The 21,798-nt window shown below is 65.5% G+C and carries 22 protein-coding genes, 1 other RNA gene and 1 riboswitch; of the genes, 10 read left to right on the top strand and 13 right to left on the bottom strand.

The window, feature by feature from the left end; all coding sequences use genetic code 11:
* Positions 1–17: 17 nt before the first annotated feature.
* From cobC to OKW40_RS20575, 6 genes are all read right to left on the bottom strand, one after another.
* Positions 18–608: an alpha-ribazole phosphatase gene (gene cobC, locus OKW40_RS20600; protein ID WP_090803430.1), complete on the bottom strand. Its 591-nt coding sequence runs from the start codon at positions 606–608 to the stop codon at positions 18–20.
* Entirely contained in the window at positions 593–1,369 is a 777-nt protein-coding gene (locus OKW40_RS20595; RefSeq protein ID WP_429357166.1) for an adenosylcobinamide-GDP ribazoletransferase, read from the bottom strand. Before OKW40_RS20595 ends, cobC begins: the two co-directional genes overlap by 16 nt.
* Before the next feature lie 73 nt (positions 1,370–1,442).
* A complete protein-coding gene (gene cobT, locus OKW40_RS20590; protein ID WP_429491265.1) occupies positions 1,443–2,504 on the bottom strand; it encodes a nicotinate-nucleotide--dimethylbenzimidazole phosphoribosyltransferase in 1,062 nt (353 codons plus the stop codon).
* Between the two features lie 33 nt (positions 2,505–2,537).
* The gene (locus OKW40_RS20585; protein ID WP_410451339.1) at positions 2,538–3,347 is read right to left on the bottom strand and encodes an ABC transporter ATP-binding protein; all 810 of its coding nucleotides are present in this window, start codon (positions 3,345–3,347) and stop codon (positions 2,538–2,540) included.
* Between the two features lie 29 nt (positions 3,348–3,376).
* Positions 3,377–4,441 carry a FecCD family ABC transporter permease gene (locus OKW40_RS20580; RefSeq protein ID WP_429492009.1) on the bottom strand — a complete coding sequence of 355 codons (1,065 nt, stop codon included), beginning with the start codon at positions 4,439–4,441 and terminating at the stop codon, positions 3,377–3,379.
* A 39-nt stretch (positions 4,442–4,480) separates the two neighbouring features.
* Positions 4,481–6,427, bottom strand: a complete 1,947-nt coding sequence (locus OKW40_RS20575; protein WP_429491263.1) for a TonB-dependent receptor domain-containing protein — start codon at positions 6,425–6,427, stop codon at positions 4,481–4,483.
* Positions 6,428–6,518: 91 nt separating this feature from the next.
* A riboswitch (cobalamin riboswitch) is annotated at positions 6,519–6,783 on the bottom strand.
* 225 nt (positions 6,784–7,008) lie between these two features.
* Here OKW40_RS20575 and OKW40_RS20570 point away from each other — a divergent pair.
* From OKW40_RS20570 to OKW40_RS20550, 5 genes are all read left to right on the top strand, one after another.
* The gene (locus tag OKW40_RS20570) at positions 7,009–7,368 is read left to right on the top strand and encodes an ATPase (RefSeq protein ID WP_090803421.1); all 360 of its coding nucleotides are present in this window, start codon (positions 7,009–7,011) and stop codon (positions 7,366–7,368) included.
* Positions 7,365–7,679 (top strand): cell division protein ZapA, encoded by a 315-nt coding sequence (locus tag OKW40_RS20565; protein ID WP_018419691.1) that lies wholly within the window; start codon positions 7,365–7,367, stop codon positions 7,677–7,679. Before OKW40_RS20570 ends, OKW40_RS20565 begins: the two co-directional genes overlap by 4 nt.
* 66 nt (positions 7,680–7,745) lie before the next feature.
* Positions 7,746–7,927: non-coding RNA, 6S RNA (gene ssrS / locus OKW40_RS20560), on the top strand.
* Between the two features lie 141 nt (positions 7,928–8,068).
* Complete coding sequence (locus OKW40_RS20555; protein WP_429491261.1) at positions 8,069–8,527, top strand: EVE domain-containing protein; 459 nt, start codon at positions 8,069–8,071, stop codon at positions 8,525–8,527.
* Between the two features lie 245 nt (positions 8,528–8,772).
* Positions 8,773–9,498, top strand: coding sequence for an SIMPL domain-containing protein (locus OKW40_RS20550; protein WP_187611784.1), 726 nt, complete (start codon positions 8,773–8,775; stop codon positions 9,496–9,498).
* Between the two features lie 94 nt (positions 9,499–9,592).
* Here OKW40_RS20550 and lgt read toward each other — a convergent pair whose 3' ends face one another.
* Together lgt and OKW40_RS20540 are read right to left on the bottom strand one after the other, a co-directional pair.
* A complete protein-coding gene (gene lgt, locus OKW40_RS20545) occupies positions 9,593–10,498 on the bottom strand; it encodes a prolipoprotein diacylglyceryl transferase (protein ID WP_429491259.1) in 906 nt (301 codons plus the stop codon).
* 60 nt (positions 10,499–10,558) lie between these two features.
* A complete protein-coding gene (locus tag OKW40_RS20540) occupies positions 10,559–11,545 on the bottom strand; it encodes a LysR family transcriptional regulator (RefSeq protein WP_429491257.1) in 987 nt (328 codons plus the stop codon).
* A gap of 158 nt (positions 11,546–11,703) precedes the next feature.
* Here OKW40_RS20540 and ilvD point away from each other — a divergent pair, with 158 nt between their 5' ends.
* Together ilvD and OKW40_RS20530 are read left to right on the top strand one after the other, a co-directional pair.
* Complete coding sequence (ilvD, locus tag OKW40_RS20535) at positions 11,704–13,377, top strand: dihydroxy-acid dehydratase (RefSeq protein ID WP_429491255.1); 1,674 nt, start codon at positions 11,704–11,706, stop codon at positions 13,375–13,377.
* 147 nt (positions 13,378–13,524) lie between these two features.
* A complete protein-coding gene (locus OKW40_RS20530) occupies positions 13,525–13,863 on the top strand; it encodes a c-type cytochrome (protein WP_184021035.1) in 339 nt (112 codons plus the stop codon).
* A gap of 24 nt (positions 13,864–13,887) precedes the next feature.
* On the opposite strand, the gene OKW40_RS20525 is transcribed toward OKW40_RS20530, so the two are convergent.
* From OKW40_RS20525 to OKW40_RS20515, 3 genes are all read right to left on the bottom strand, one after another.
* A complete protein-coding gene (locus OKW40_RS20525; protein ID WP_429491254.1) occupies positions 13,888–14,709 on the bottom strand; it encodes a DUF2486 family protein in 822 nt (273 codons plus the stop codon).
* A gap of 84 nt (positions 14,710–14,793) precedes the next feature.
* A complete protein-coding gene (locus OKW40_RS20520) occupies positions 14,794–15,210 on the bottom strand; it encodes a DNA polymerase III subunit chi (protein ID WP_429491252.1) in 417 nt (138 codons plus the stop codon).
* 52 nt (positions 15,211–15,262) lie between these two features.
* Entirely contained in the window at positions 15,263–16,774 is a 1,512-nt protein-coding gene (locus OKW40_RS20515) for a leucyl aminopeptidase (RefSeq protein ID WP_429491250.1), read from the bottom strand.
* Positions 16,775–16,914: 140 nt separating this feature from the next.
* Here OKW40_RS20515 and lptF point away from each other — a divergent pair, with 140 nt between their 5' ends.
* Genes lptF through OKW40_RS20500 form a run of 3 tightly spaced genes read left to right on the top strand, consistent with a single transcriptional unit; the run spans position 16,915 to position 19,584 of the window.
* A complete protein-coding gene (gene lptF, locus OKW40_RS20510) occupies positions 16,915–18,012 on the top strand; it encodes an LPS export ABC transporter permease LptF (RefSeq protein WP_184059661.1) in 1,098 nt (365 codons plus the stop codon).
* 3 nt (positions 18,013–18,015) lie between these two features.
* Entirely contained in the window at positions 18,016–19,164 is a 1,149-nt protein-coding gene (gene lptG, locus OKW40_RS20505) for an LPS export ABC transporter permease LptG (RefSeq protein ID WP_018419679.1), read from the top strand.
* 39 nt (positions 19,165–19,203) lie between these two features.
* A complete protein-coding gene (locus tag OKW40_RS20500) occupies positions 19,204–19,584 on the top strand; it encodes a sirohydrochlorin chelatase (RefSeq protein ID WP_018419678.1) in 381 nt (126 codons plus the stop codon).
* A gap of 57 nt (positions 19,585–19,641) precedes the next feature.
* Here the strand turns inward: OKW40_RS20500 and cobA are convergent, their stop codons facing one another.
* Complete coding sequence (gene cobA, locus OKW40_RS20495; protein ID WP_184059800.1) at positions 19,642–20,397, bottom strand: uroporphyrinogen-III C-methyltransferase; 756 nt, start codon at positions 20,395–20,397, stop codon at positions 19,642–19,644.
* A 66-nt stretch (positions 20,398–20,463) separates the two neighbouring features.
* Entirely contained in the window at positions 20,464–21,780 is a 1,317-nt protein-coding gene (locus OKW40_RS20490) for a sulfate adenylyltransferase subunit 1 (RefSeq protein WP_429491248.1), read from the bottom strand.
* Between the last annotated feature and the right edge of the window lie 18 nt (positions 21,781–21,798).

The raw sequence follows: 21,798 nt of genomic DNA, 5'->3' as shown, positions 1-21,798 counted from the left end.
CCGGATGACCAAGCGGGTCACGCATTCCATCGCACGAGCGACCACTGCAGCGTCTCGTCGTTACGTCGCAACCAGACGATCCCGGTCATATCTAGCGACCACTGCAGGCAATGCGCGAGCGGCACCTCCAGCACCCACGACGCGATCGCGCGCATCACGCCCGCGTGCGTGACCACGTATGCGGGCGACAGCTCGCGCGTCAGCGCGAACGCATCGAACCACGCTCGCACACGCGCGACGAATTGCGCGACGCTCTCGCCGCCGTGCGCGCGCGCATGTTCGAAATTGGCGGCCCAGTCGTCGAGCAGCGCGCGATCGATCGTATCCCAGCGCTGCGCTTCCCACTCGCCGAAATCCATTTCCTTCAGGCGCTCGTCGTGGCTGACCACGCAGCCGAAGTCGTTCGCGATCTCGGTCGCTAGCGCGGCGCAGCGCGTAAGCGGACTCGTGATCAGCACACGCGGCGCCGGCACCTGCAAGCTCGCGAGCTTCACCGCCAACGCATTGGACGTGACCTCGGCGCTTTCCGCCAACGCGACATCGCTATGGCCGTAACAAACCCCCGCCTCGAGCGCGACAGCGGGATGTCGAATCAGGACGATATCCATGCAAGCCCCACCAGGTAGATGCTCAATTCGAAGATCTGCTGCGCGAAGCCGAGGCAGTCGCCGGTATAGCCGCCGATGCGTCTGACGAAATAACGGCCCATCGCGAAGCGCAGCGCGAACAGCACAGCACACGTGAGCGCGGCGAAACGCCAGTCCGGCATGCCGGGGCCGTTCGGCCACAGCAGCCACGGCAGCCCGAACAGCGCGGAGCACAACAGCGCCGGCCTGCTCAAACGCTGCGCGACCGGCTTGGCTTTGCCGGCCGCGCGCACATAGTCGAGCGTGGCCAGGTAACTGATCGCGCACGCGCGGCTCGCGCCATGCGCCGCAAGCATCAGGCTTGCGGCGCGCAGCGGTGGCAATGCCGCGAGCGTTTGCCACTTGATCGCCAGAGCGATCACGAGCGCGATGGCGCCGAAAACACCGATGCGCGAGTCGTGCATGATGCGCAGCGCATCGTCGCGCGTATAGGCGCCACCGAACGCATCGATGCAGTCGGCGAGACCGTCCTCGTGAAATGCGCCCGTGACCACGAGCGACGCGGCCATCGACAGCAGCACCGCGACACTCGCCGGAAACACGCGCAGCGCGGCCAGATAGACGAGCGCGCTGAAGCCGCCGACCAACACGCCGACGAGCGGAAAATAGCGCGCCGCGGCGTTCAGATAATGCGGCTCGAAACCGACCCAGCGCGGCACGGGCACGCGCGTGAAGTAACCGAGCGCCGTGAAGAAATAGCGCAGTTCCGCGAGCGGGTTCATGAACGTGGCGAGTGCAGGTTCACGGCGCTGCGGGCCGAGCTTCGCGTTATCGCGAAGCGCGTGCTCGCGCGCTTCACGGTTCGCGATCGGCGACGCCCGCCGAATCGAAGCTGGCCATCTCGTTGACGAAGGCCACCGCCGCGCGCAGCAACGGCACCGCGAGCGCGGCGCCCGTGCCTTCGCCGAGCCGCATGTCGAGCGACAGCAGCGGCTGTGCGCCGAAATGATCGAGCATGCGCCGATGCCCGGCCTCGTTCGACGCATGCGCGAACACGCAGTACTCGCGTACGTCGGGCGAGAACGCATCGGCGACCAGCAGCGCGGACGTCGCGATGAAGCCATCGACGAGGATGGTCATGCGCGCCTCCGCGGCCGCCAGATACGCGCCCGCCATCATCGCGATTTCGAAGCCGCCGAAGGTCGCGAGCACGTCGAGCGGCGCGCGTGCATCCGCATGGCGCGCGAGCGCCGCCGCGAGCACGTTGCGCTTCTTCGCGAGTCCGGCATTGTCGAGACCCGTGCCGCGGCCGACGCAGTCGTCGATCGGCACGCCGCACAGGCGGCTCATCAGACACGCGGCCGCCGACGTGTTCGCGATGCCCATCTCGCCGAAGCCGATCACGTTCGTGCCGAGCGCCGCGTGATGACGCACGCGCGCGGCGCCCGCCTGCATCGCGGCGAGCGCTTCGGCGTGCGTCATCGCGGCTTCGTGTGCGAAGTTGCGCGTGCCGGGCCCGACCGGAATGTCGACGAGTCGGTCCGTGGACGGCAGCGGCGTCGCGATGCCCGCGTTGACCACTTCGAGTTCGAGACCCGCGACGTGACTGAGCGCGTTGATCGCCGCGCCGCCCGCGATGAAGTTCGCGACCATCTGCGCGGTCACCGCTTGCGGATAGGGGCTCACGCCTTCGGCGGCGATGCCGTGGTCGCCCGCGAAAACGATCATCGCGGGACGCTGCACGGTGGGACGCGTACTATGCTGGATCAGGCCCATCTGGCGCGCGAGCGTTTCGAGCCGGCCGAGGCTGCCGGGCGGTTTGGTGCGCGTATCGATGATCCGCTGCAGCTCGGCGCGTAGCGTCTGATCGAGCGGCGCGACTTCGGGCAAACCGGCTGGGTGTGGGATGCGAGTCATAGGTGTGATCGAAACAAGGGATAGGAATAAATATCAGCCTGACTGTGCGTCATGGCCGGCAGGCGATTCGTGACGCGCGCGCGGCGCGGGTATCAGCGCCTCGTGCTCGCCGTCGCGAATCAGAATCAGCGGATAGCCGAACGCGCGGCTCGTCAACGCGGGCGTCAGCACGTCGCGCACTGGGCCCGCATACGCGCCGCCCGCGCCGTCGAGCAGCAACGCGTGCGTCGCGAAGCGGCGCGCGAGGTTCAGGTCGTGGCACGAGAACAGCACACTACGGCGCGGTTCGCGCGTCCATGCGACGAGCGCTTCGAGACAGTCGACCTGATGATGCAGGTCGAGATGCGACAACGGTTCGTCGAGCAGCAACAGCGGCGCGTCCTGGCACAGCACCGCCGCGAGGGCAACGCGCTGACGCTCGCCGCCCGACAGCGACAGCACGTCGCGCGCCGCAAAGTCCGCAAGGCCGAGCCGTTCGAGCGCCGCCCGCGCGGCCGCGCGATCCTCGTCGCGCTCCCAGCCCCAGCCGCCCAGATGCGGGAAGCGGTTCAGCAGCACGATGTCGAGCACGCTTGCGTTGAACGCATCGGCCGCGCTTTGCGGCATCAGCGCGCGGCGCCGTGCGAGCGGCAGCGGCTGCCAGTCGGCCACGCGCACGCCATCGAGTTCGACATGGCCCGCCGCCGGATGCAACAGCCCCGCCAGCGTCGATAGCAAGGTGGTCTTGCCCGCGCCGTTCGGCCCGGCGATGCACCAGATTTCGCCCGCATGGAACGTGTGCGTGAACGCGTCGAGCAAGGTGCGCGCGCCGGCGCGCAACGTCAGGCGCTGCGTGCTCAGCATCGAACAGGTGGAGCTGGGTTTGGCTCGTATCATCGGCGGCGTTTGAGCAGCATCCACAGGAACACCGGTACGCCGACCAGCGACGTGATCACGCCGACCGGCAATTGCGCGGGCGCGATCACGGTCCGCGCGATCAGATCCGCGCCCATCACCGCGACACCGCCGCCGAGCGCGGCCGCCGGCAGCAGCATGCGCTGATCGTTGCCGAACGCGAGCCGCAGCATGTGCGGCACGACGAGACCGACGAAGCCGATCGTGCCCGCGGTCGTCACCGCCGCGGCCGCCGCCAGCGACGCGACCAGGTACACACGCAAACGCAGCGGCATCACGGCGACGCCCAACGCCTGGGCGGCCGCGTCGCCGCGCAGCAACACGTTCAGACGCGGCGCGGCCGGCACGATCGCAAGCAACACGAGCGCGAGCGCCATCAGCGCGGTCCACGGCAGCGCGCCGCCGTTCAGGTCGCCGGTGAGCCAGAACAGCATGCCGCGCAGACGGCTGTCGGGCGCGAGATTGAGCAGCAGCGTGATCAGCGCGCCCCACCCGGCCGCGATCACCGCGCCGGTCAATAGCAAACGGGGCGACGTGTCCTGCGGCTCGCCGCGCCATAGCTCGCGACGCGCGAGGCCGAGCACCAGCAGGATCGACACGAACGCACCCGCGAACGCGCTCGCATCGACGAGCCACCATGCGCCGCCCGCGATCATCGCAACGAGCGCGAACGTCGCCGCGCCGCCCGACACGCCGAGCACGTACGGCTCGGCCAGCGGATTGCGCAGCAGCACCTGCAGCAGCGCGCCGGCGAGCGCGAGCAACGCGCCGCACGCGAAGCCCGCGAGCGCGCGCGGCAAACGCAACGTACGCACGATTTCGCCGGCGAGATCGTTGCTGCCCGTGCCGCCGAACGTGTGCGTCGGCACGAGCGCCGCAAGCACGCGCGACGGCGCGAGCGGCACGCTGCCGAGCACCAGCGACGCGCCGAGCACCGCCACGGCGGCGAGCGCGAGCCCGAGCCAGATCGCGGCCGCGCGTTTCGCGTTCATCGGGCGCGGCGTCGCCATCGCGGCGCACAGCGAAGCGGACGCGCGACTCATCCGCGTGCGCTCACGCATGCGGCCACTCCGGCGCGCGCGTCACTGCTGCTGCCAGCCGAGCGTGAGATACGCACCGCGTCGCGGCGAGTTATACGAGTAGGCCGTTTCATAATCCTTGTTGAACAGATTGTCGATTTGCGCGCTGACGTACCACGCTTTGGTGACGTTGTAGCGCGCCGACAGATTCACGATGCCATAACCGCCGAGGTTGCCGGTGCTATCGGTACGCGGACCGCTGACGATCCACTCGCCGCCAACCCGCCATCCACCGATGCTGCGATTCACCGCGAACGACCCGAACCGACGCGCGCGCCGCACGAGGTCGGTACCGTTGTCGAGATCGACCGGGTTCTGCAGCGTCACCGATGCGCGCACGTCGGTCTTGCCGACATGACCGCTCCACGATCCCTCGAGTCCCTGCACCTTCGCACGGCCGACGTTCTCCGCGAGGTAGATGCCGGGGATCGTCTGCACGTAGTCGATCAGATTCGTATAGCGCGTCTGGAATGCGTTCAGACGCATCACGCCGAGCGCATCGGTCGCGTACTGCAAACCGGCTTCGACCGAATGACTGCGCTCGGGCTGGATCGACGGGTTGCCGCTGATCGGATAGTACAGATCGTCGAAGCTCGGCGCGCGGAACGCATCCGAATAGCTTGCGGTTACCTTCCAGCGCGACGTGATGTCGAATCCGTAGCCGAGATAGTAACTGTTCGCTCCACCGAAATCGGAGTACTGGTCGCGTCGCACGTTGGCCTGAATCTGGTTGCGGCCGAAGCGCGCGCTGTAGCCCGCGAAGACCGAATCGACGTGACGGTCGGGCGCGGCGAACGTGTCGGAGTCGAGCGTCTGGTCGAGATGCTCGTAGCCGAATTGCAGCTTCTGGTTCGCGGCGAGCGCGAAATCGTTCTGCCACGTGTACTGGCGATTGTCGGTATCGAAGCGGCCGTTGTAGATGCCATTGGTGTTCGACACGCTGCGGTCGTCGCCCTCGGCGAGCGTGACGTGGGTGGTCCACCAGTCGGTCAGCTTGCCGTTCGCGAATACCGACACCTGACGCACCTTGCTATAGAGATTGTTCAGATCGGTGGGCTCGCCGTACGCATTGTCGTAGCTGTTGTCGTTGTTCGACTGGAAGTAGCTGACGCCCGCGTCCCACCTGTCGGTGAACTTGTGACGCAGCGACGCGCTGATGCTCTCGTTCAGATTGCCGTTTGCGTTCGGATTCGCGTTCGGCGCCTCGAGCGGATTGAGCGACGAAAAGCCGTCGTCCTTCGTGCGCGCGAGCGAGATGTTGATGGTCGTGCGGCCGTCCTGATCGAGCGCGCCGTTCACGCCGGCCGTTTGCGTCTGCGTGCGATAGCTGCCGTAGCCGACCGAAAAATTGAAACGCGGCGGATGATCGCCGCCGTCTTTCGTGAACACCTGCACGACGCCGCCGATCGCGCCCGAGCCATACAACGCCGACACGTTGCCGTTCACCACTTCGACGTGATCGACCTGATCGAGCGGAATTTGTGCGAGTTGAGCTGAGCCGAGGCTCACCGAATCGACGCGCACGCCGTCGATCAGCAGCAGCGATTGCGTCGACGATGCGCCGCGCAGAAAGAGGCTCGTGGTCGACCCGGGGCCACCCGTGCGCGAGATCTGCGCGCCTGGCGCGAGTTGCAACAGGCCGGGCAGATCGGTCGCGGTCGTGTCGGCGATGTCCTGCTGATCGAACTGCGTAGTCTGCGGGATCGCATCGCGCAACGCTTGCGGTCCGCGTTGCGCGGTCACGACGATCGGCGACAGCAGGTTGCCCGACGCATCGGTGGAGGCGGCATTGGCAGCGATTGCAGCGTTTGCGGCGGTAGCATCCGTGGCGGACGATGAAGACGAATACGGCGTCGCAGACGCGGACGCGGGCTCGGCGCTTTGCGCATGCACGACGAGCGGCAGGTTCGCGAACGCGAGCAGCGTTGCGCGGGCGATGGGGGACAGCATGGGATGACATTCCTGTGGATAGCGTGCGCGGCCTGCTTCCCCGCAGGCCGACGCGTCACGAGGCGCCCCCTTGTTTAGCGTTTTCGCGGGGGGACGTCCCTCTTTTCTGGCCGGTATCCGGGCTACGACACATCGATCCCGCCTTCCCACGCGTGACGCGCAGTGGCACACTCGCACGTTGAACTTCCAACCTTGCGATCAGGACCGACCTGCATGAGCACATCACATGCGGTCGCTTACCGTTGCGGGGGCAGCGCAGGTTCGCGCATCCGGTTTTGGCACCGCGCGCGTCCTGCTTCCCGTTTAACTGCGCGCGCCGAGAAGCGCGCGCGGGCACCAGAGTGCGGGAAGTTTACGAGCGGCCTCGCGGGGCGTCAAGAAAGGTCAACCGGAGCGCAATCGGTTCTGTTGAATGCAGGTTATTGTCCGATGGATTACCGGTTTTTTACCTTATGGTCGACGACCCACGACGACACGCAACGAACCTGCACGTAGCGATGCTGTTACGTCTCGAAACGAGACAATTGTCGGAACCTGTAATATTCCGCGCTAAAATGCGATGTCTTTAGAGGACGCAGCACATGCTCACCGAACTCGAATCACTCTCCCAGAACATCGGCAAGCTGATTGCGATCAGCCAGCGCCACAACGAAGCGCGGCTCGCGCTCGAAGAGCAGCTCGCGCAAACGCGTGCCGAAGTGCAAGCCACGCATGCGGAACTCGCGCAATTGCGCGAAGAGCGCGACGCACTGCAGGCGGAACGCGACGCGCTGTCCGCCAAGATCGACGACGCTCAGGTGCGCCTGAATGCGATTCTCGAAAAATTGCCGCGCGCACGCGCGAGCAGCGAACCGGATAACCAGCTCGATCTGCTCGAGTCCGCCCAGCCCGGACACGAGGAAGCGGAAAGCGACGTGAGCCGACACGGAGAAAGCGCATGACCACCAAGCAGATCGAAGTATCGATTCTCGAAGTACCCTATCGTCTCGCCTGCTCGCCGGAAACGGAAGGCGCGCTGCTCGAGGCGGTCGCGCGCGTCGACGCCGAGATGAAGAAAATCCGCAGCGGCAGCAACGTGCGCGGCACCGATCGCATCGCGGTGATGGCTGCGCTGTCGCTGGCATCGGAACTGCTTAAGCTGCAAAGCAGCGTGCGACACGGAGAAGCATTTCCCGCTGAAGAAATCCGGCGTACAATGCAGCAAATGAACGAACAGCTAGGTACTGTGATCGAGCAGTACAGCTTGCAGTAAGCAGTAGTGGGCCGGTTTCGAATCGGTCACGTGTTGAACGGTTTGGGTTGTAGCTTCATCGGTTTAGCTTCCCTGCCTGGTTCGCCAAGGTCATACATTCCTTGAACCAATGCCATGTGCACGGTTGCGGAAATTTGTAGCACGGGTGTGCGCGTCACTCAGTCTGATGTACCCGAAGTGTTGCTAACTGCGACCAATTCTGAACCCTCGGTTCAGGATGCCGGCCTAGCGGCTAAGGCGGGGACCTTATCTGGAACGGCATCGGACTTCGGTTCGATGCCGTTTTTCTTTGGCCGTCGTTTTTTCGTTTGAGCGCCTTTTTCAGGGGCTTTTCCGTACGCGCCTGCTGTTGTTGCGCTTCGTTCAATCTCACACGCTCACTCCGATTCATGCGCTACTGGCTGATGAAGTCCGAACCGGACGAAGCAAGCATCGACGACCTCGCCAACGCACCTCATCGCACCTTGCCGTGGACCGGCGTACGCAACTATCAGGCGCGCAACTTCATGCGCGACATGATGCAGGTCGGCGACGGCGTGCTCTTCTATCATTCGAGCTGTCCGGAGCCCGGCATCGCGGGCATCGCGGAGGTCTCGTCGACCGCGTATCCGGACCCTACGCAGTTCGATAAAAAGAGCTCGTACTACGACGCGAAATCGTCGCCGGAAACGCCGCGCTGGATGCTCGTCGACGTCGTGTTCAGGAAGAAAATCGGGCTGATTCCGCTTGCCGCGCTGCGCGAGCATGCCGAATTGCAGGACATGCGCGTGCTCGCCAAAGGCAACCGCCTGTCGATCACGCCGGTGACCGAAGCCGAATGGCGCTTCATCACTAAACAGCTGGTTTAAGGGCGAACGCGCGACGCGGCACCTGTCGTGATCGCATCCAGGTCATCGTTTCCGATGCGGCGGCGAAGCACTAATTGGGGAACCAAGCGTCGGTAAAACGCGCCTAATCGGTCGACGAAAGCGTGAACTCGAACCGGCCGCTCGACGGCAAGCCGATGCATTCGCCAGCGCATCCGTCAAACCGCGCGCCACCACCCGGCGCTCGCGTCGAACGTGCACAACCTGTTCAAACAAGGATTCCAGTCATGACGACAAAAACCGCACGGTCCCTCGCACTTGCGCTCGCCTTGGGCGCGCCTGTGGCACTTGCACTGAACCCTGCGCCCGCTCGAGCGCAGACCATGATGCCGCAGCCTTCGGGCGTGCTGTCGCTGAATGCGCAGGCGAGCGCGGAAGTCCCGCAGGACGAAGTCGAAATCACGCTGTTTTACGAGCAGGAAGCGAGCGAGCCGTCGTCGCTGACGTCGACGCTGAACGAACGCGCCGACGCGGCATTGCAGAAAGCGCGCGGCGTCAGCGGCGTGACCGCGCGCTCGGGCGCGTTCTCGATCTTCCCGTCGACGGACCGCGACGGACGCATCACGACGTGGCGCGGCCGCACGGAAGTCGTGCTCGAATCGCGCGACTTCGCCGCGGCATCGAAGCTCGCCGGACAGATGGCATCGATCATGCAGGTTGGCAACGTGCGTTTCTCGCTGTCGCCGCAAGCGCAGCGCGCGGCCGAACAGCGGCTCAGCGGCGAGGCGATCAAATCGTTTCGCGAGCAGGCCGCGGCGTCCTCGCAGGCGTTCGGCTTTAGCGGCTATTCGATCCGCGAGGTCAACGTGAATCACAGCGGCGTGATGCCGCGTCCGATGATGATGATGAGCGCACGCGCGATGGGCGCCGACGCGAAGAGCGCGCCGCTGTCGCTCGAAGGCGGCACGTCGACGGTGACGGTCAACGTGTCGGGGTCGGTGCAGATGAAGTGACGCGCAAGCGCAAGCCCAAACAGAAAACGCCACGGCATCCATCGATGCCGTGGCGTTTTTTCATGCAACACTCGCTACGCTAGCCGAGCGCCGCTCAGTTCGCGCCAACCGCCTGCGCCGGCTCGCGACGCCCACGGCGATACGCCCACACCATCAGGCCGATGCCCGCGAGAATCATGGGCAGCGACAGCCATTGACCCATCGACAGCCCCATCGCGAGCAGGCCGAGGAAATCGTCCGGCTCGCGCGCGAATTCGACCGTGAAGCGCGCCAGGCCGTAGCCGATCAGGAACATCGCGGAAATCGCGCCGAGCGGCTTCGGTTTGCGCGAGAAAAAGATCAGCACGAAGAACAGCGCCACGCCTTCGAGCGCGATCTCGTACAGCTCCGACGGATGTCGCGGCAGCATGTGATATTGCGTGAACACTTCGTTCAGATGCCATTGCGCGGCCAGTTGCGGATGCGCGGCGAGCCATGTGGCGTCGTCAGGCGCGGCGCCGGGAAACAGCATCGCCCACGGCGCCGACGGATCGGTCACGCGGCCCCACAGCTCGCCGTTGATGAAGTTGCCGAGGCGCCCCGCCGCGAGGCCCGTGGGCACCATCGGCGCGACGAAGTCGGTGACTTGCAGCCACGAGCGCTTGCGCTGATAAGCGAACAGCATCATCGCGAGCGTCACGCCGAGAAAGCCGCCGTGAAACGACATGCCGCCTTCCCACACCTTGAAGATGTCGAGCGGATGCGCGAAATAAAAGCTCGCCTTGTAGAACAGCACATAGCCGAGCCGGCCGCCGAGGATCGTACCTAGCACGCCGTAGAACAGCATGTCGTCGATATCCTTCGCGGTCCAGCCTTGCGCGGCGACGTACGGCAGCCGCAGCCGCAACCGGGCAACGACGATCGCCGCGACGAATGCGACGAGGTACATCAAGCCATACCAGCGCACGGCGAGCGGCCCCAGATGGATGGCGACAGGGTCGAAATTGGGGTGAATGAGCATCGTGTAGTTATGGGCAGTTCAGGTTCGAAAGCAGTTTTTACAGGGAATCAGAAGCGGGATCTAGACACGCGACGCGACGCTCGCCGCATGCGCGCGCACGATGTCGATGAAGCCCGCCAGCACCGGGCTGACCTCGTCGCTGCGCCAGACGAGGCCCGTCTCGATCGCGGGCACCGACTCGGACAGCGGCCGGTACACGACGCCCGTGCGCCGCAGGTTACGCAACGATTGCGGCACCAGCGCGACGCCCATGCCGGCCGACACGAGACTCACGATGGTCTGCATCTGGATCGCCTCCTGGCCGATCCGTGGCGCGAGGCCCGCAACGCCGTAGCAATCCATAATGATGTCATAAAAGCCTGGCGCGAGACGCCTTGGGAAGATCACGAGCGGCGCGTCGGCGACATCGCGCAGGCTGACGGGCATCTCGAGCCATTCGGCGGCGGGGTCTTCGGCGGCGCTGCCCTTGCCGTTTGCGTTCACGCTGCCCCGCAAGCCTTGCGCCATCTCCGTCGACATCGCGATCACGAGCGGCTCGCGCGCGATCGGCAGCCACGACAGCTGCGCCGCATGCCGCGACGGCAGCGGCGCGATCACCAGACCCGCGTCGATACGCCCGGCCACCAGTTCCTCGACCTGCACGTCGCTGGTCGCCTCGGTCAGTTCGAGCCGCACGCGCGGATGCCGCGCGCCGAAATCGCGCAACAGCAGCGGCAGCAGGCCGTAATCCGCAGTCGACACGAACGCCAGCGACAGCACGCCCGCCTCGCCGCGCGCGAGGCTCTGCGCGAGCGGCCTGAGCCCTTCCGCGGCCGCGAGCAGCCGCTGCACCTCCGGCAACAGATCGGCGCCGACCGCCGTCAACTCGACCGAGCGCTTGGTGCGCGCGAACAGCTCGACGCCGAGCGTCTCCTCGAGCGCGCGGATCGCCTGCGACAGCGGCGGCTGCGTCATCGACAGACGCGCGGCCGCGCGCCCGAAGTGCTTTTCCTCGGCGACGGTGACGAAATAGCGCAACTGGCGCAGGTCGGGGATCGTCGGCAGCATGATTGATATATTTTACGACCTGAACAACCGCGAATAATACACACGACGCGTGTCACGCAAAACCGCCGGTTTACACGGTCTGACGGAACTACACTGAACGGATGCGCGCGCGCACGCCGCCGCGCGCTTTCATCAGAACAGCCAGACTGGAGCTCTCCATGGCCTACAACCGTCGTTCGAAGAACATCACGCAAGGCATCGCGCGTTCACCGAATCGCTCGATGTACTACGCGCTCGGCTACCAGAAGGAGGATTTCGACAAACCGATGATCGGCGTCGCCAACGGCCACTCGACGATTACGCCGTGCAACGCCGGCCTGCAGCGTCTCGCCGACGCGGCCGTCACCGCGATCAGGCGCGCCGACGCGAACCCGCAGACCTTCGGCACGCCGACGATCTCGGACGGCATGTCGATGGGCACCGAGGGCATGAAGTACTCGCTCGTGTCGCGCGAGGTGATCGCCGATTGCATCGAGACCTGCGTGCAAGGGCAATGGATGGACGGCGTGGTCGTGATCGGCGGCTGCGACAAGAACATGCCGGGCGGCATGATCGGCCTCGCGCGCATGAACGTGCCGGGCATCTACGTGTACGGCGGCACGATCCGGCCGGGCAACTGGAAAGGCACCGATCTGACGATCGTGTCGTCGTTCGAGGCGGTCGGCGAATTCACGGCGGGCCGCATGTCGCAGGAGGATTTCGAGGGCATCGAGAAAAATGCGTGTCCGTCGACCGGTTCGTGCGGCGGCATGTACACGGCCAATACGATGAGCTCGTCGTTCGAGGCGCTCGGCATGTCGCTCATGTATTCGTCGACGATGGCGAATCCCGACCAGGAGAAGGTCGACTCGGCCGCCGAATCGGCGCGTGTGCTCGTCGAAGCCGTCAAGAAGGATCTGAAGCCGCGCGACATCATCACGAAGCAGTCGATCGAAAACGCGGTTGCCTTGATCATGGCGACCGGCGGCTCGACCAACGCGGTGCTGCACTACCTGGCGATCGCGCACGCGGCCGAGATCGAATGGACGATCGAGGACTTCGAGCGCATGCGCAAAAAAGTGCCGGTGATCTGCAACCTGAAGCCGTCGGGCCAGTACGTCGCCACCGATCTGCACAAGGCGGGCGGCATTCCGCAGGTGCTGAAGATCCTGCTCGACGCCGGGCTTGTGCACGGCGATTGCATGACGATCACCGGCAAAACGATCGCCGAGGAGTTGAAGGACGTACCAGCCAGGCCGCGCAGCGATCAGCAGGTGATCTTCCCGATCGACAAGGCGCTCTACGCCGAAGGCCATCTCGCGATCCTGAAGGGCAATCTGGCCGAAGACGGCGCGGTCGCCAAGATCACCGGGCTCAAGAACCCGGTCATCACGGGCCCGGCGCGCGTGTTCGACGACGAGCAGAGCGCGCTCGAAGCGATCCTCGCCGACAAGATCGTCGCCGGCGACGTCGTCGTGCTGCGCTATCTTGGCCCGAAGGGCGGCCCCGGCATGCCGGAAATGCTCGCGCCGACCTCGGCGATCATCGGCAAGGGGCTCGGCGAATCGGTCGGGCTCATCACCGACGGCCGCTTCTCGGGCGGCACCTGGGGCATGGTGGTTGGGCACGTCGCGCCGGAGGCGTTCGTCGGCGGCACGATCGCGCTCGTGCACGAAGGCGATTCGATCACGATCGACGCGCACCAGTTGCTGCTGCAACTGAACATCGACGATGCCGAGCTGCAGCGCCGCAGCGCCGCATGGCAGGCGCCGAAGCCGCGCTACACACGCGGCGTGATGGCCAAGTATTTCGCGCTCGCGCAGCCGGCGAATCGAGGGGCGGTGACGGGGTAATGACCGCGGCCGGCGCGGCCCGCCCCGACAGGGATAACCCGCCGCCACGTTACGCGAAAACGCAAGGGGCGCACGAAAATCCGTGCGCCCCTTTGCTCTTATAATGCGTGCACCACGAGCCGGGCATCTGCACTGGCGGAGACCATAATGAAATCGATGTCGTACGCAGCCGTGGCAGCCACTGTTGCGCTCGCCGCCGCATTGAGCGCCGCCAGTCCCGCAGCCCGTGCCGAAACAGCCGGGCTCGCGCTCGCCCAGCAGAAGAACTGCATGAGCTGCCACTCGGTCACTCGCCCGTTCATGGGGCCGGCGCTGCACGACGTTGCAGCCCGCTATGCGGGCCGTAACGACGCCGCCTCCTATCTGAAGCGCAAGATCCTCGATGGCGGCACCGGCGTATGGGGAACCGTGCCGATGCCCGCCAACACGCAACTGACGCCCGATCAGGCGGCCACGCTGGCGGCTTGGGTGCTGACGCTCAAATAACGGCGCTCTCAGGTCACCGCGGCGTCAACGCGAGCGCCGCGCGATTTCTTCTTCCACCGCTTCACGTACCCAATCAGTCATCTCGGCTTCGAGCGTCTGCGCGACCTCGCGCGTGATCTGACTCACGAGCAGACTCGTGTGCTGCTGCACTGCATCACGGCAGCGCGCCTCGATGATGCCGCGCCCCTCGCCCGTCAGAAAACCCTGGAAGCGTCCGTGCAAACGTGCGGCGAGCGCGTCGGCATCGAGCGTGGGCTGAGCGGGAGCGGCTTCATGCGCGCCTTCATGGTCGATATCCGGCGGCACGGTCGCGCCGGCTTCGAGCGGTATGAAGGGCTCGGTACGATCGAACACGCCGGGCGACACCTCCACGTCCTCACGCAAGTCGTCATGCCCATGTCGCACATGAATGCCGTGATGCGGCCGTGCGTGTTTTCTCGGGTGCGTGTGATCAGCCACGTGCGGCTGATGAAGCTCGGTCTGCGCGAGAGGCTCATGCTCCGCCGCATGCGGGGCTTCTCGCGTCGGCATCGGCTCCGGCACGAGCACGGGCTCCGGCGAACTCAGTTGCTCGGGCGTGGGCACCGGTTGGGGCGCTAGTACCGGCTCGGGCGCCAGCGTCGGGTCGGCTCGATGCGCGGGCGCTGGCACGAACGCGGGCTCCGTGCGGGAAGCGGGCTCGGGCACCGCCGCCGGTTGCGCGACGGCTGGGCTTGCGGGCTCGGCGCCCGGCTGGGATGCAGGCGCGGCGGCATCGGTCGACGACGCCTCGCGCGTCTCGCGCGCGCGGCCCGGCACGAGGACCTCGTTCAGGACCGGAATCGAATTGTCGTGGGGATCGGACACGTGCGCTCTCCGTGTTTGAGTCCAAGCCAGGGCAGGCGGTCCGCATGCCGCGTTCCTCGCGGCCATGACGCGCAGCGCAACGAACTAGCCGCCCTGCTTGTAGTTGTTCAAAGCATAGCCGCGATCGCGATAGAAGCGATAGCGCTCGCGGCCCGCAGCGAGTTCCTCGTGTGCGTTACCGACCACTTCGAGCAATCTATCGAAGCGCGCGAACTGCGCCGGCACCGTTGCGCCCAGATTGAGCAGCACCTGATGATGCGGCACGTCGTCGAGATTCGTGGCCAGCACGACGGGCGTGTCGGCGGAAAGCGGCGTGCCCGCCATGCAGTGCGGCACGAAGTCGAGCGGCGAGAAGGTCCACAGCATTTCGTCGAAGGCGCGCAGGCGCGCGGGCTCGGCCAGCACGACGAGCGGCTGGCCCGCCAGATACGCCTTGCGCACGAGGCGACACGCGTACAGCAGCGAATCGCCGACGTTCGAGTGAAAGTCGATTCTCGTCATCGGCCGCTCCGCCCCGCTTGCCGCGCGCCGTGCGCGCGCTTACCGCACTGCGTCATTGGCCGGCGCGGTCGATCAGGAACTGCCCGAGCAGCGGCACCGGACGGCCCGTCGCGCCCTTCGCGGTGCCGCTCTTCCACGCGGTGCCGGCGATGTCGAGATGCGCCCACGGGTACGAATCCGTGAAACGCGACAGGAAGCACGCGGCCGTCACGCTGCCCGCCGGACGCCCGCCGATATTCGCGACGTCCGCGAAGTTCGACTTCAGCTGGTCCTGGTACTCGTCGTCGAGCGGCAGGCGCCATGCCGGGTCGGCCGCTTCACGCGACGCGTCGAGCAGTTCGCCCGCGAGCGCGTCGTCCTTCGAGAACAGGCCGCTGTTGTGATGGCCGAGCGCGATGATGCAGGCGCCCGTCAGCGTCGCGATGTCGATGACCGCGGCCGGCTTGAAGCGCTCCGCGTAGGTGAGCGCGTCGCACAGAATCAGGCGGCCCTCGGCGTCGGTGTTCAGCACCTCGATCGTGAGGCCCTTCATGCTGGTGACGATGTCGCCCGGCTTCGTGGCCGTGCCCGACGGCATGTTCTCGACGGCTGGAATGATGCCGACCACGTTGATCTTCAGGCCCATCTCGGCGACCGCGCGCAGCGTGCCGAGCACCGAGCCCGCGCCGCACATGTCGTATTTCATCTCGTCCATGCCCTCGCCCGGCTTCAGCGAGATGCCGCCCGTGTCGAACGTGACGCCCTTGCCGACCAGCACGACCGGCGCGGCCTTCGCGGCGGCGCCCTGGTACTGCAGCACGATGAACTGCGCCGGCTCGACCGCGCCCGCGGTGACCGACAGGAACGAGCCCATCTTCAGCGCTTCACACTGTTTCTCGCCGAGCACCTCGACCTTCAGCTTCCAGTCTTTCGCGAGCTTCTTCGCGGTGTTCGCCAGATAGGTCGGCGTGCAGACGTTGCTCGGCAGATTGCCGAGCTCGCGCGTCAGGTCCATGCCGTTGGCGAGCGCGGCGCCCTGCCTGGCGGCGAGCTTGGCGGCCTTCTCGTCACTGGTGTTGACGCTGAACACGATGCGCTTCAACGCGCGCGGCGTATTGTCCGGCTTGCTCTTCAGTTGCGTGAAGCGGTAGGTCAGCTCGCGCAGCGCGAGGATCGCGGCGCGCACACACCAGTCGGCCGTGCGTTCGAGCACCGGCAGTTGCGCGAGCGTGAACGTGACCTGCACGATCTTCGTGCCGAGCAGCGCGCGCCATGCGGCGCGGACCGCCTCGCCGTAGGCTTTCTGACTGAAAGCGTCCTGTTTGCCGAGCCCGACGAGCAGCACGCGCGACGCGCCGATGCCCGACACCTCGTGCAGGAACAGCGTGGTACCCGCCTTGCCGTCCATGTCGCCTGCCTTGATGACGCGCGTGAGCAGGCCCTTGGTGGCCGTGTCGATCTCCAGCGCGGCGCCCGACAGCGTTTGCGACTCGAACACACCGATCACGATGCAATCGGATTTCCCGGTCAGGAAACCGTTCGTCGAGCCTTTGGTCCAATCACAGGCTTTTATGCTAAAGTCCATCGCGCTTGTCCTCGGATAAAATCTGGGCTTAGGATGAAAGCCGCAATTATCCGCTATTTTTTCCCGCGGCGGCTGCACCGGAGGCGTGACGGGAACGAACACCCCCGCGTCGCCGTGAGCGCCCCCTCTCGTCATCAACAATGATCTTTGAACGCTCCCTCCAGCGCGAGCTCGCGTACACGGCTGGCGCCGTGTTCATGGTTCTCCTCACGCTCGTGCTGACGACGATGATGATCCGCATCGTCGGCTTCGCGGCCTCGGGCGAGGTCGACCCGCGCGACGTGCTGGTCCTGATCGGCCTCACCGTGATCGGCTATCTGGCCATCATGCTCGTCGCGACGCTGTTCGTGTCGATCCTGTTCGTGCTCACGCGCTGGTACAAGGACTCCGAGATGGTCGTGTGGCTGTCCTCGGGCGTCAGTCTCACGCAATTCATCAAGCCGATCGGCATTTTCGCCACGCCGATCATCATCCTGATCATGTTCTTCGTGTTCGTCGGCTGGCCGTGGTCGAACCAGCAGAGCAAGCTGATCCGCGCGCGCTTCCAGCAGCGCGACGAAGTCTCACTGCTCGCGCCGGGGCAGTTCCGCGAATCGCCGACCACGCATCGCGTGTTCTTCATCGAGAAGATGTCGCCCGACCAGGGGCATGTGGAAAACGTGTTCGTGACGAGCACCGAGGGCGGCAAGGTCAACGTCGTGGTGTCGAAGAACGGCCACATCGAGACGCACAAGAACGGCGACCGCTTCGTCGTGCTGGAAAACGGCCGCCGCTACGACGGCGAACCGGGCCGCCCCGATTTCCGCATCATGGAGTTCGAGCGCTACGGCGTGAAGATCCAGAGCCAGCCGGTCGTCAATACGCCGACCACCACCGGCTTGCCGACGCTCACGCTGCTGCGCAATCCCACTAAAGAGAACCTCGCCGAATTCGCGTGGCGCGCGGGTCTTCCGTTGATCGCGATCAACCTGATGCTGCTCGCCATTCCGCTCGCGCACCAGAACCCGCGGCGCAGCCGCACGATCAACCTCGTGATGGCCGTGTTGATCTACCTCACTTATTCGAATCTGCTGAACGTCGTGCAGGCGTGGATCGAGCAGGGCAAGATGTCGTTCGGCGTCGGGCTCGTGATCCTGCACGTGATCGTGCTCGGGATCGTCGCGTTCATCTTCTGGATGCGGGTGCGCAACCGGCCGCTATTTACGCGCGCCATGTTCAGCCGTTCGCAGGGAGCCTGAGCGATGCGCATTTATGAAAGGTATTTCGCGCGTCAGATCTATCTCACGTTCGTGTTCATCCTGTTTGCATTTTCAGGTCTGTTCTTCTTCTTCGACCTGATCAACGAACTGAACTCGGTCGGCCACGGCAACTACAAGTTTCAGTACGCGGTGCTGCGCGTCGCGCTGCAAACGCCGTCGCGTTTCTACGAAATCATTCCGGTCGCGGCGCTGATCAGCGCGATCTACGTGTTCGCGCAGATGGCGGCGAACTCCGAATACACGATCTTCCGCGTATCAGGCCTCGCGACGAATCAGGCGCTGCGCTCGCTGCTGAAGATCGGCATTCCGCTCGTGATCGTCACCTATCTGATCGGCGAAGTGGTCGGCCCGTATACGGATCAGCTCTCCGAGCGCGTGCGGCTCGAGGCGCTCGGCTCGTCGGTGTCGAGCAACTTCCAGTCGGGCGTGTGGGTCAAGGACACGCTGACCGAGCGCGCCGACGGCGAGCAGGTCACGCGCTTCGTCAACGTCGGCGAGCTGAAGCCCGACGCGACGATCAGCAACGTGCGCATCTACGAGTTCGATTCGAAGTTCCGCCTCTCGAACATTCGCATCGCGCAGAGCGGCCGCTATCAGCCGCCGGGCCACTGGCTGCTGACCGGCGTGACCGATACGCAACTGCTCGACGTGGCCCCCGCTCCGGGTACGCCGGCAGATGCGCTCAATCCGGTCTATCGCGCGAAACAGGTCACGCTGCCCGAGTATTCGCTGCGCTCGGAGCTGACGCCGCAGATCCTGTCGGTGCTGCTGGTGTCGCCGGACCGGATGTCGATGTTCAATCTGTTCCGCTATATCCAGCATCTGACCGAGAACCATCAGGACACGCAGCGCTATGAAATCGCGCTGTGGCGCAAGGTGCTGTATCCGTTCGCGGTGTTCGTGATGCTGGTGCTGTCGCTGCCGTTCGCGTATCTGCATACGCGCGCGGGCGTGGTCGGTGTGAAGGTGTTCGGCGGCATCATGCTCGGCATGAGCTTCCAGCTGTTCAACACGCTGTTCTCGCATATCGGCACGCTCAATACGTGGCCCGCGCCGTTGACCGCGGCGACACCTGGGCTCGTCTACCTGGTGCTGGGGCTCGTCGGCTTGAAGTGGGTCGACCGGCACTAACGCCAGTGCGTTGAGGGGCATCGTCAGGGAGCTGATGCGATGGCTATGCACGGACTGATTCTGTTTGGCCACGGCGCGCGCGATGCGCGCTGGCGCGAGCCGTTCGAGCGGCTCGCCGACAAGCTGCGCGCCGCGCGCGCGGCGACGGGCGAAGCTCCTGCGGTTACGCTCGCCTTTCTCGAACTGATGGAACCCGACCTGCCGACGGCCGTCGCGCAACTCGTCACGCAAGGCTGCGATGCGATCACCGTGGTGCCGGTGTTCTTCGGGCAAGGCGGTCATGTCCGCAAGGATTTGCCCGCGATCGTCGATCATTGCCGCGCCGCGCATCCCGGTGTCGAGATTCGCTGCGCGGTGGCAGTCGGCGAGGATGATTCGGTGCTGGATGCGCTCGCGCAGTATTGCTTGCGGCAGCTCTGATTTTTTCGTTCTGGTTGCTCAGATTCGCCGCTCTCGGGTCGGCCCTGCCGAGGATATTCAGGCCGCGACCAGCATCCCGTTCGACGCGCGCTTCGCCTCGGTCTGCCGCGCCGCGAACGCCTCGCCGATCATCAACAGACTCGGCTGCGACGCATCGACCCAGCGCTGCGCTTCGCCGGCCGCAAGATCTTCCAACGTCAGCGTCAGCATGCGTTCGCGCGGCGTGCTGCACGCCTCGACGATCGCCACGGGCGTCGTCGCGGGCTTGCCAGCATCGATCAGTTGCTGCGCGATTTCGACGCCGCTGTCGCGGCCCATGTAGAACACCAGCGAATCGGCGTTCACCTGCTCGCGGATCTCATCGGAACCTGGCGCGCGGCTGAACGTCGCGAGCGCGACGCTGCGCGACACGCCGCGCAGCGTCAGCGAACGCTTCAGCGTGGCCGCGCTCGCCAGCGCGGCGGTGATGCCCGGCACGACTTCATACTCGATGCCCGCGGCTTCGAGCGCGCGCATCTCTTCGTCGGCGCGGCCGAACAGCATCGGATCGCCGCCCTTCAAACGCACGACCACGTCGTGCTCCAAAGCCGCATCGACGATCTGCTTGTTGATGAACTGTTGGGCCGTCGATAGCTGGCCGCAGCGCTTGCCGACCGCAATGCGCTTCGCGCGCGCGGGCGCGTAGTCGAGCATCGCCGGCTCGACCAGCGCGTCGTGCAGCACGACGTCGGCAGCGCCGAGCAGCCGCGCGCCGCGCACCGTAATCAGGTCCGCGGCACCGGGTCCCGCGCCGATCAGATAAACCTTACCCATTGACATCAACCTGTTCGTTGGAGCGTACGCGGCGGCGCGTTGCGTCGCCTGCTAGTCTTGCCGTGCTCAGGCGGAAAACGCGCGGATCATGCCGGCGGCGACCGTGTGGTTCGTCGCCTCGTCGATCAGCACGAACGCGCCGGTGCCCTGATGCGAGTCGTACGCGTCGCACACGAGCGGCTTCTGCAAGGTCAGCGCGACACGACCGATGTCGTTCATCGCCAGTTCCTTGCGATCGGTCGCCTGCGACAGCGTATGCACGTCGAGCACTTCCCTGATCGCGCCGATCTTCGCGAACACCGTGCTGGTGGTCTGCTTCAGCAGATACTTGCGCTGCGTCGACAGCGGCGCGTCGTCGAACCAGCAGAGGTCCGCTTCGAGCTTCTTCGCCGGCTCTGGCGCCGCTTCGCGCAGCACGAAGGTGTCGCCGCGCGACACGTCGACGTCTTCCGCGAGACGGATCGTCACCGTCTGACCGGCGAACGCACGGTCCACCTGCGCGGTGCCGCCGACCACCGGCGCGATGATCTCGGCCACGGTCGCTTCGCGATTGGCCGGCAACACGACGATCGTGTCGCCGAGCGTCACTTCGCCCGATTCGACCCGGCCCATGTAGCCGCGGAAATCGTCGGCCTGGCTGCCGTCCTGGCGCGCGACCCACTGCACTGGAAAGCGCAGCGCCTCGCCGTTCGCGGTTTCGACCGGCAGCGCTTCGAGCACGTCGAGTAGCGGCTCGCCCGCGTACCACGGCATGCGCTCGCTCGCCGTGACGATGTTGTCGCCCTTCAGCGCCGACACCGGCACGAAGCGCACGTCCTGCAGACCGAAGTGACGCGCGAGCTCGACGTAGGCGTCGCGGATCTCGTTGAAGCGCGCTTCGCTGTAGTCGACGAGGTCCATCTTGTTGATCGCGACGATCACGTGCTGCAGACCGAGCAGCTTGACGATCGCGCTATGACGCTTGGTTTGCGGCAGCAGTTGCGCGACGCCGTTTTCGAACGTCACGCGCGTCGCGTCGACGAGAATGATCGCCGCATGCGCGGTCGACGCGCCCGTCACCATGTTGCGCGTGTACTGCTCATGGCCCGGCGTATCGGCGATGATGAACTTACGCTTGGCGGTGGCGAAGTAGCGGTAGGCGACGTCGATCGTGATGCCCTGCTCGCGCTCGGCTTCGAGGCCGTCGGTCAACAGCGACAGATCGATTTCATCGCCGACGGTGCGCTTGTTCTTCGCGCGCGACAGCGCCGAGAGCTGGTCGCTCAATACCGCCTTGCTGTCGTACAGCAGGCGGCCGATCAGCGTGCTCTTGCCGTCGTCGACGCTGCCCGCGGTGATGAAACGCAGCACGCCGAGGTCTTCTGGTTGATGAATACTGCTCATGGTTGCTTTGCCTTCGTC

The sequence above is a fragment of the Paraburkholderia sp. RAU6.4a genome (genome assembly GCF_050435625.1).
Classification (GTDB): domain Bacteria; phylum Pseudomonadota; class Gammaproteobacteria; order Burkholderiales; family Burkholderiaceae; genus Paraburkholderia; species Paraburkholderia tuberum.
The sequence above is the reverse complement of the archived record's forward strand: the minus strand, read 5'-3'. Positions and strand labels throughout refer to the sequence as shown.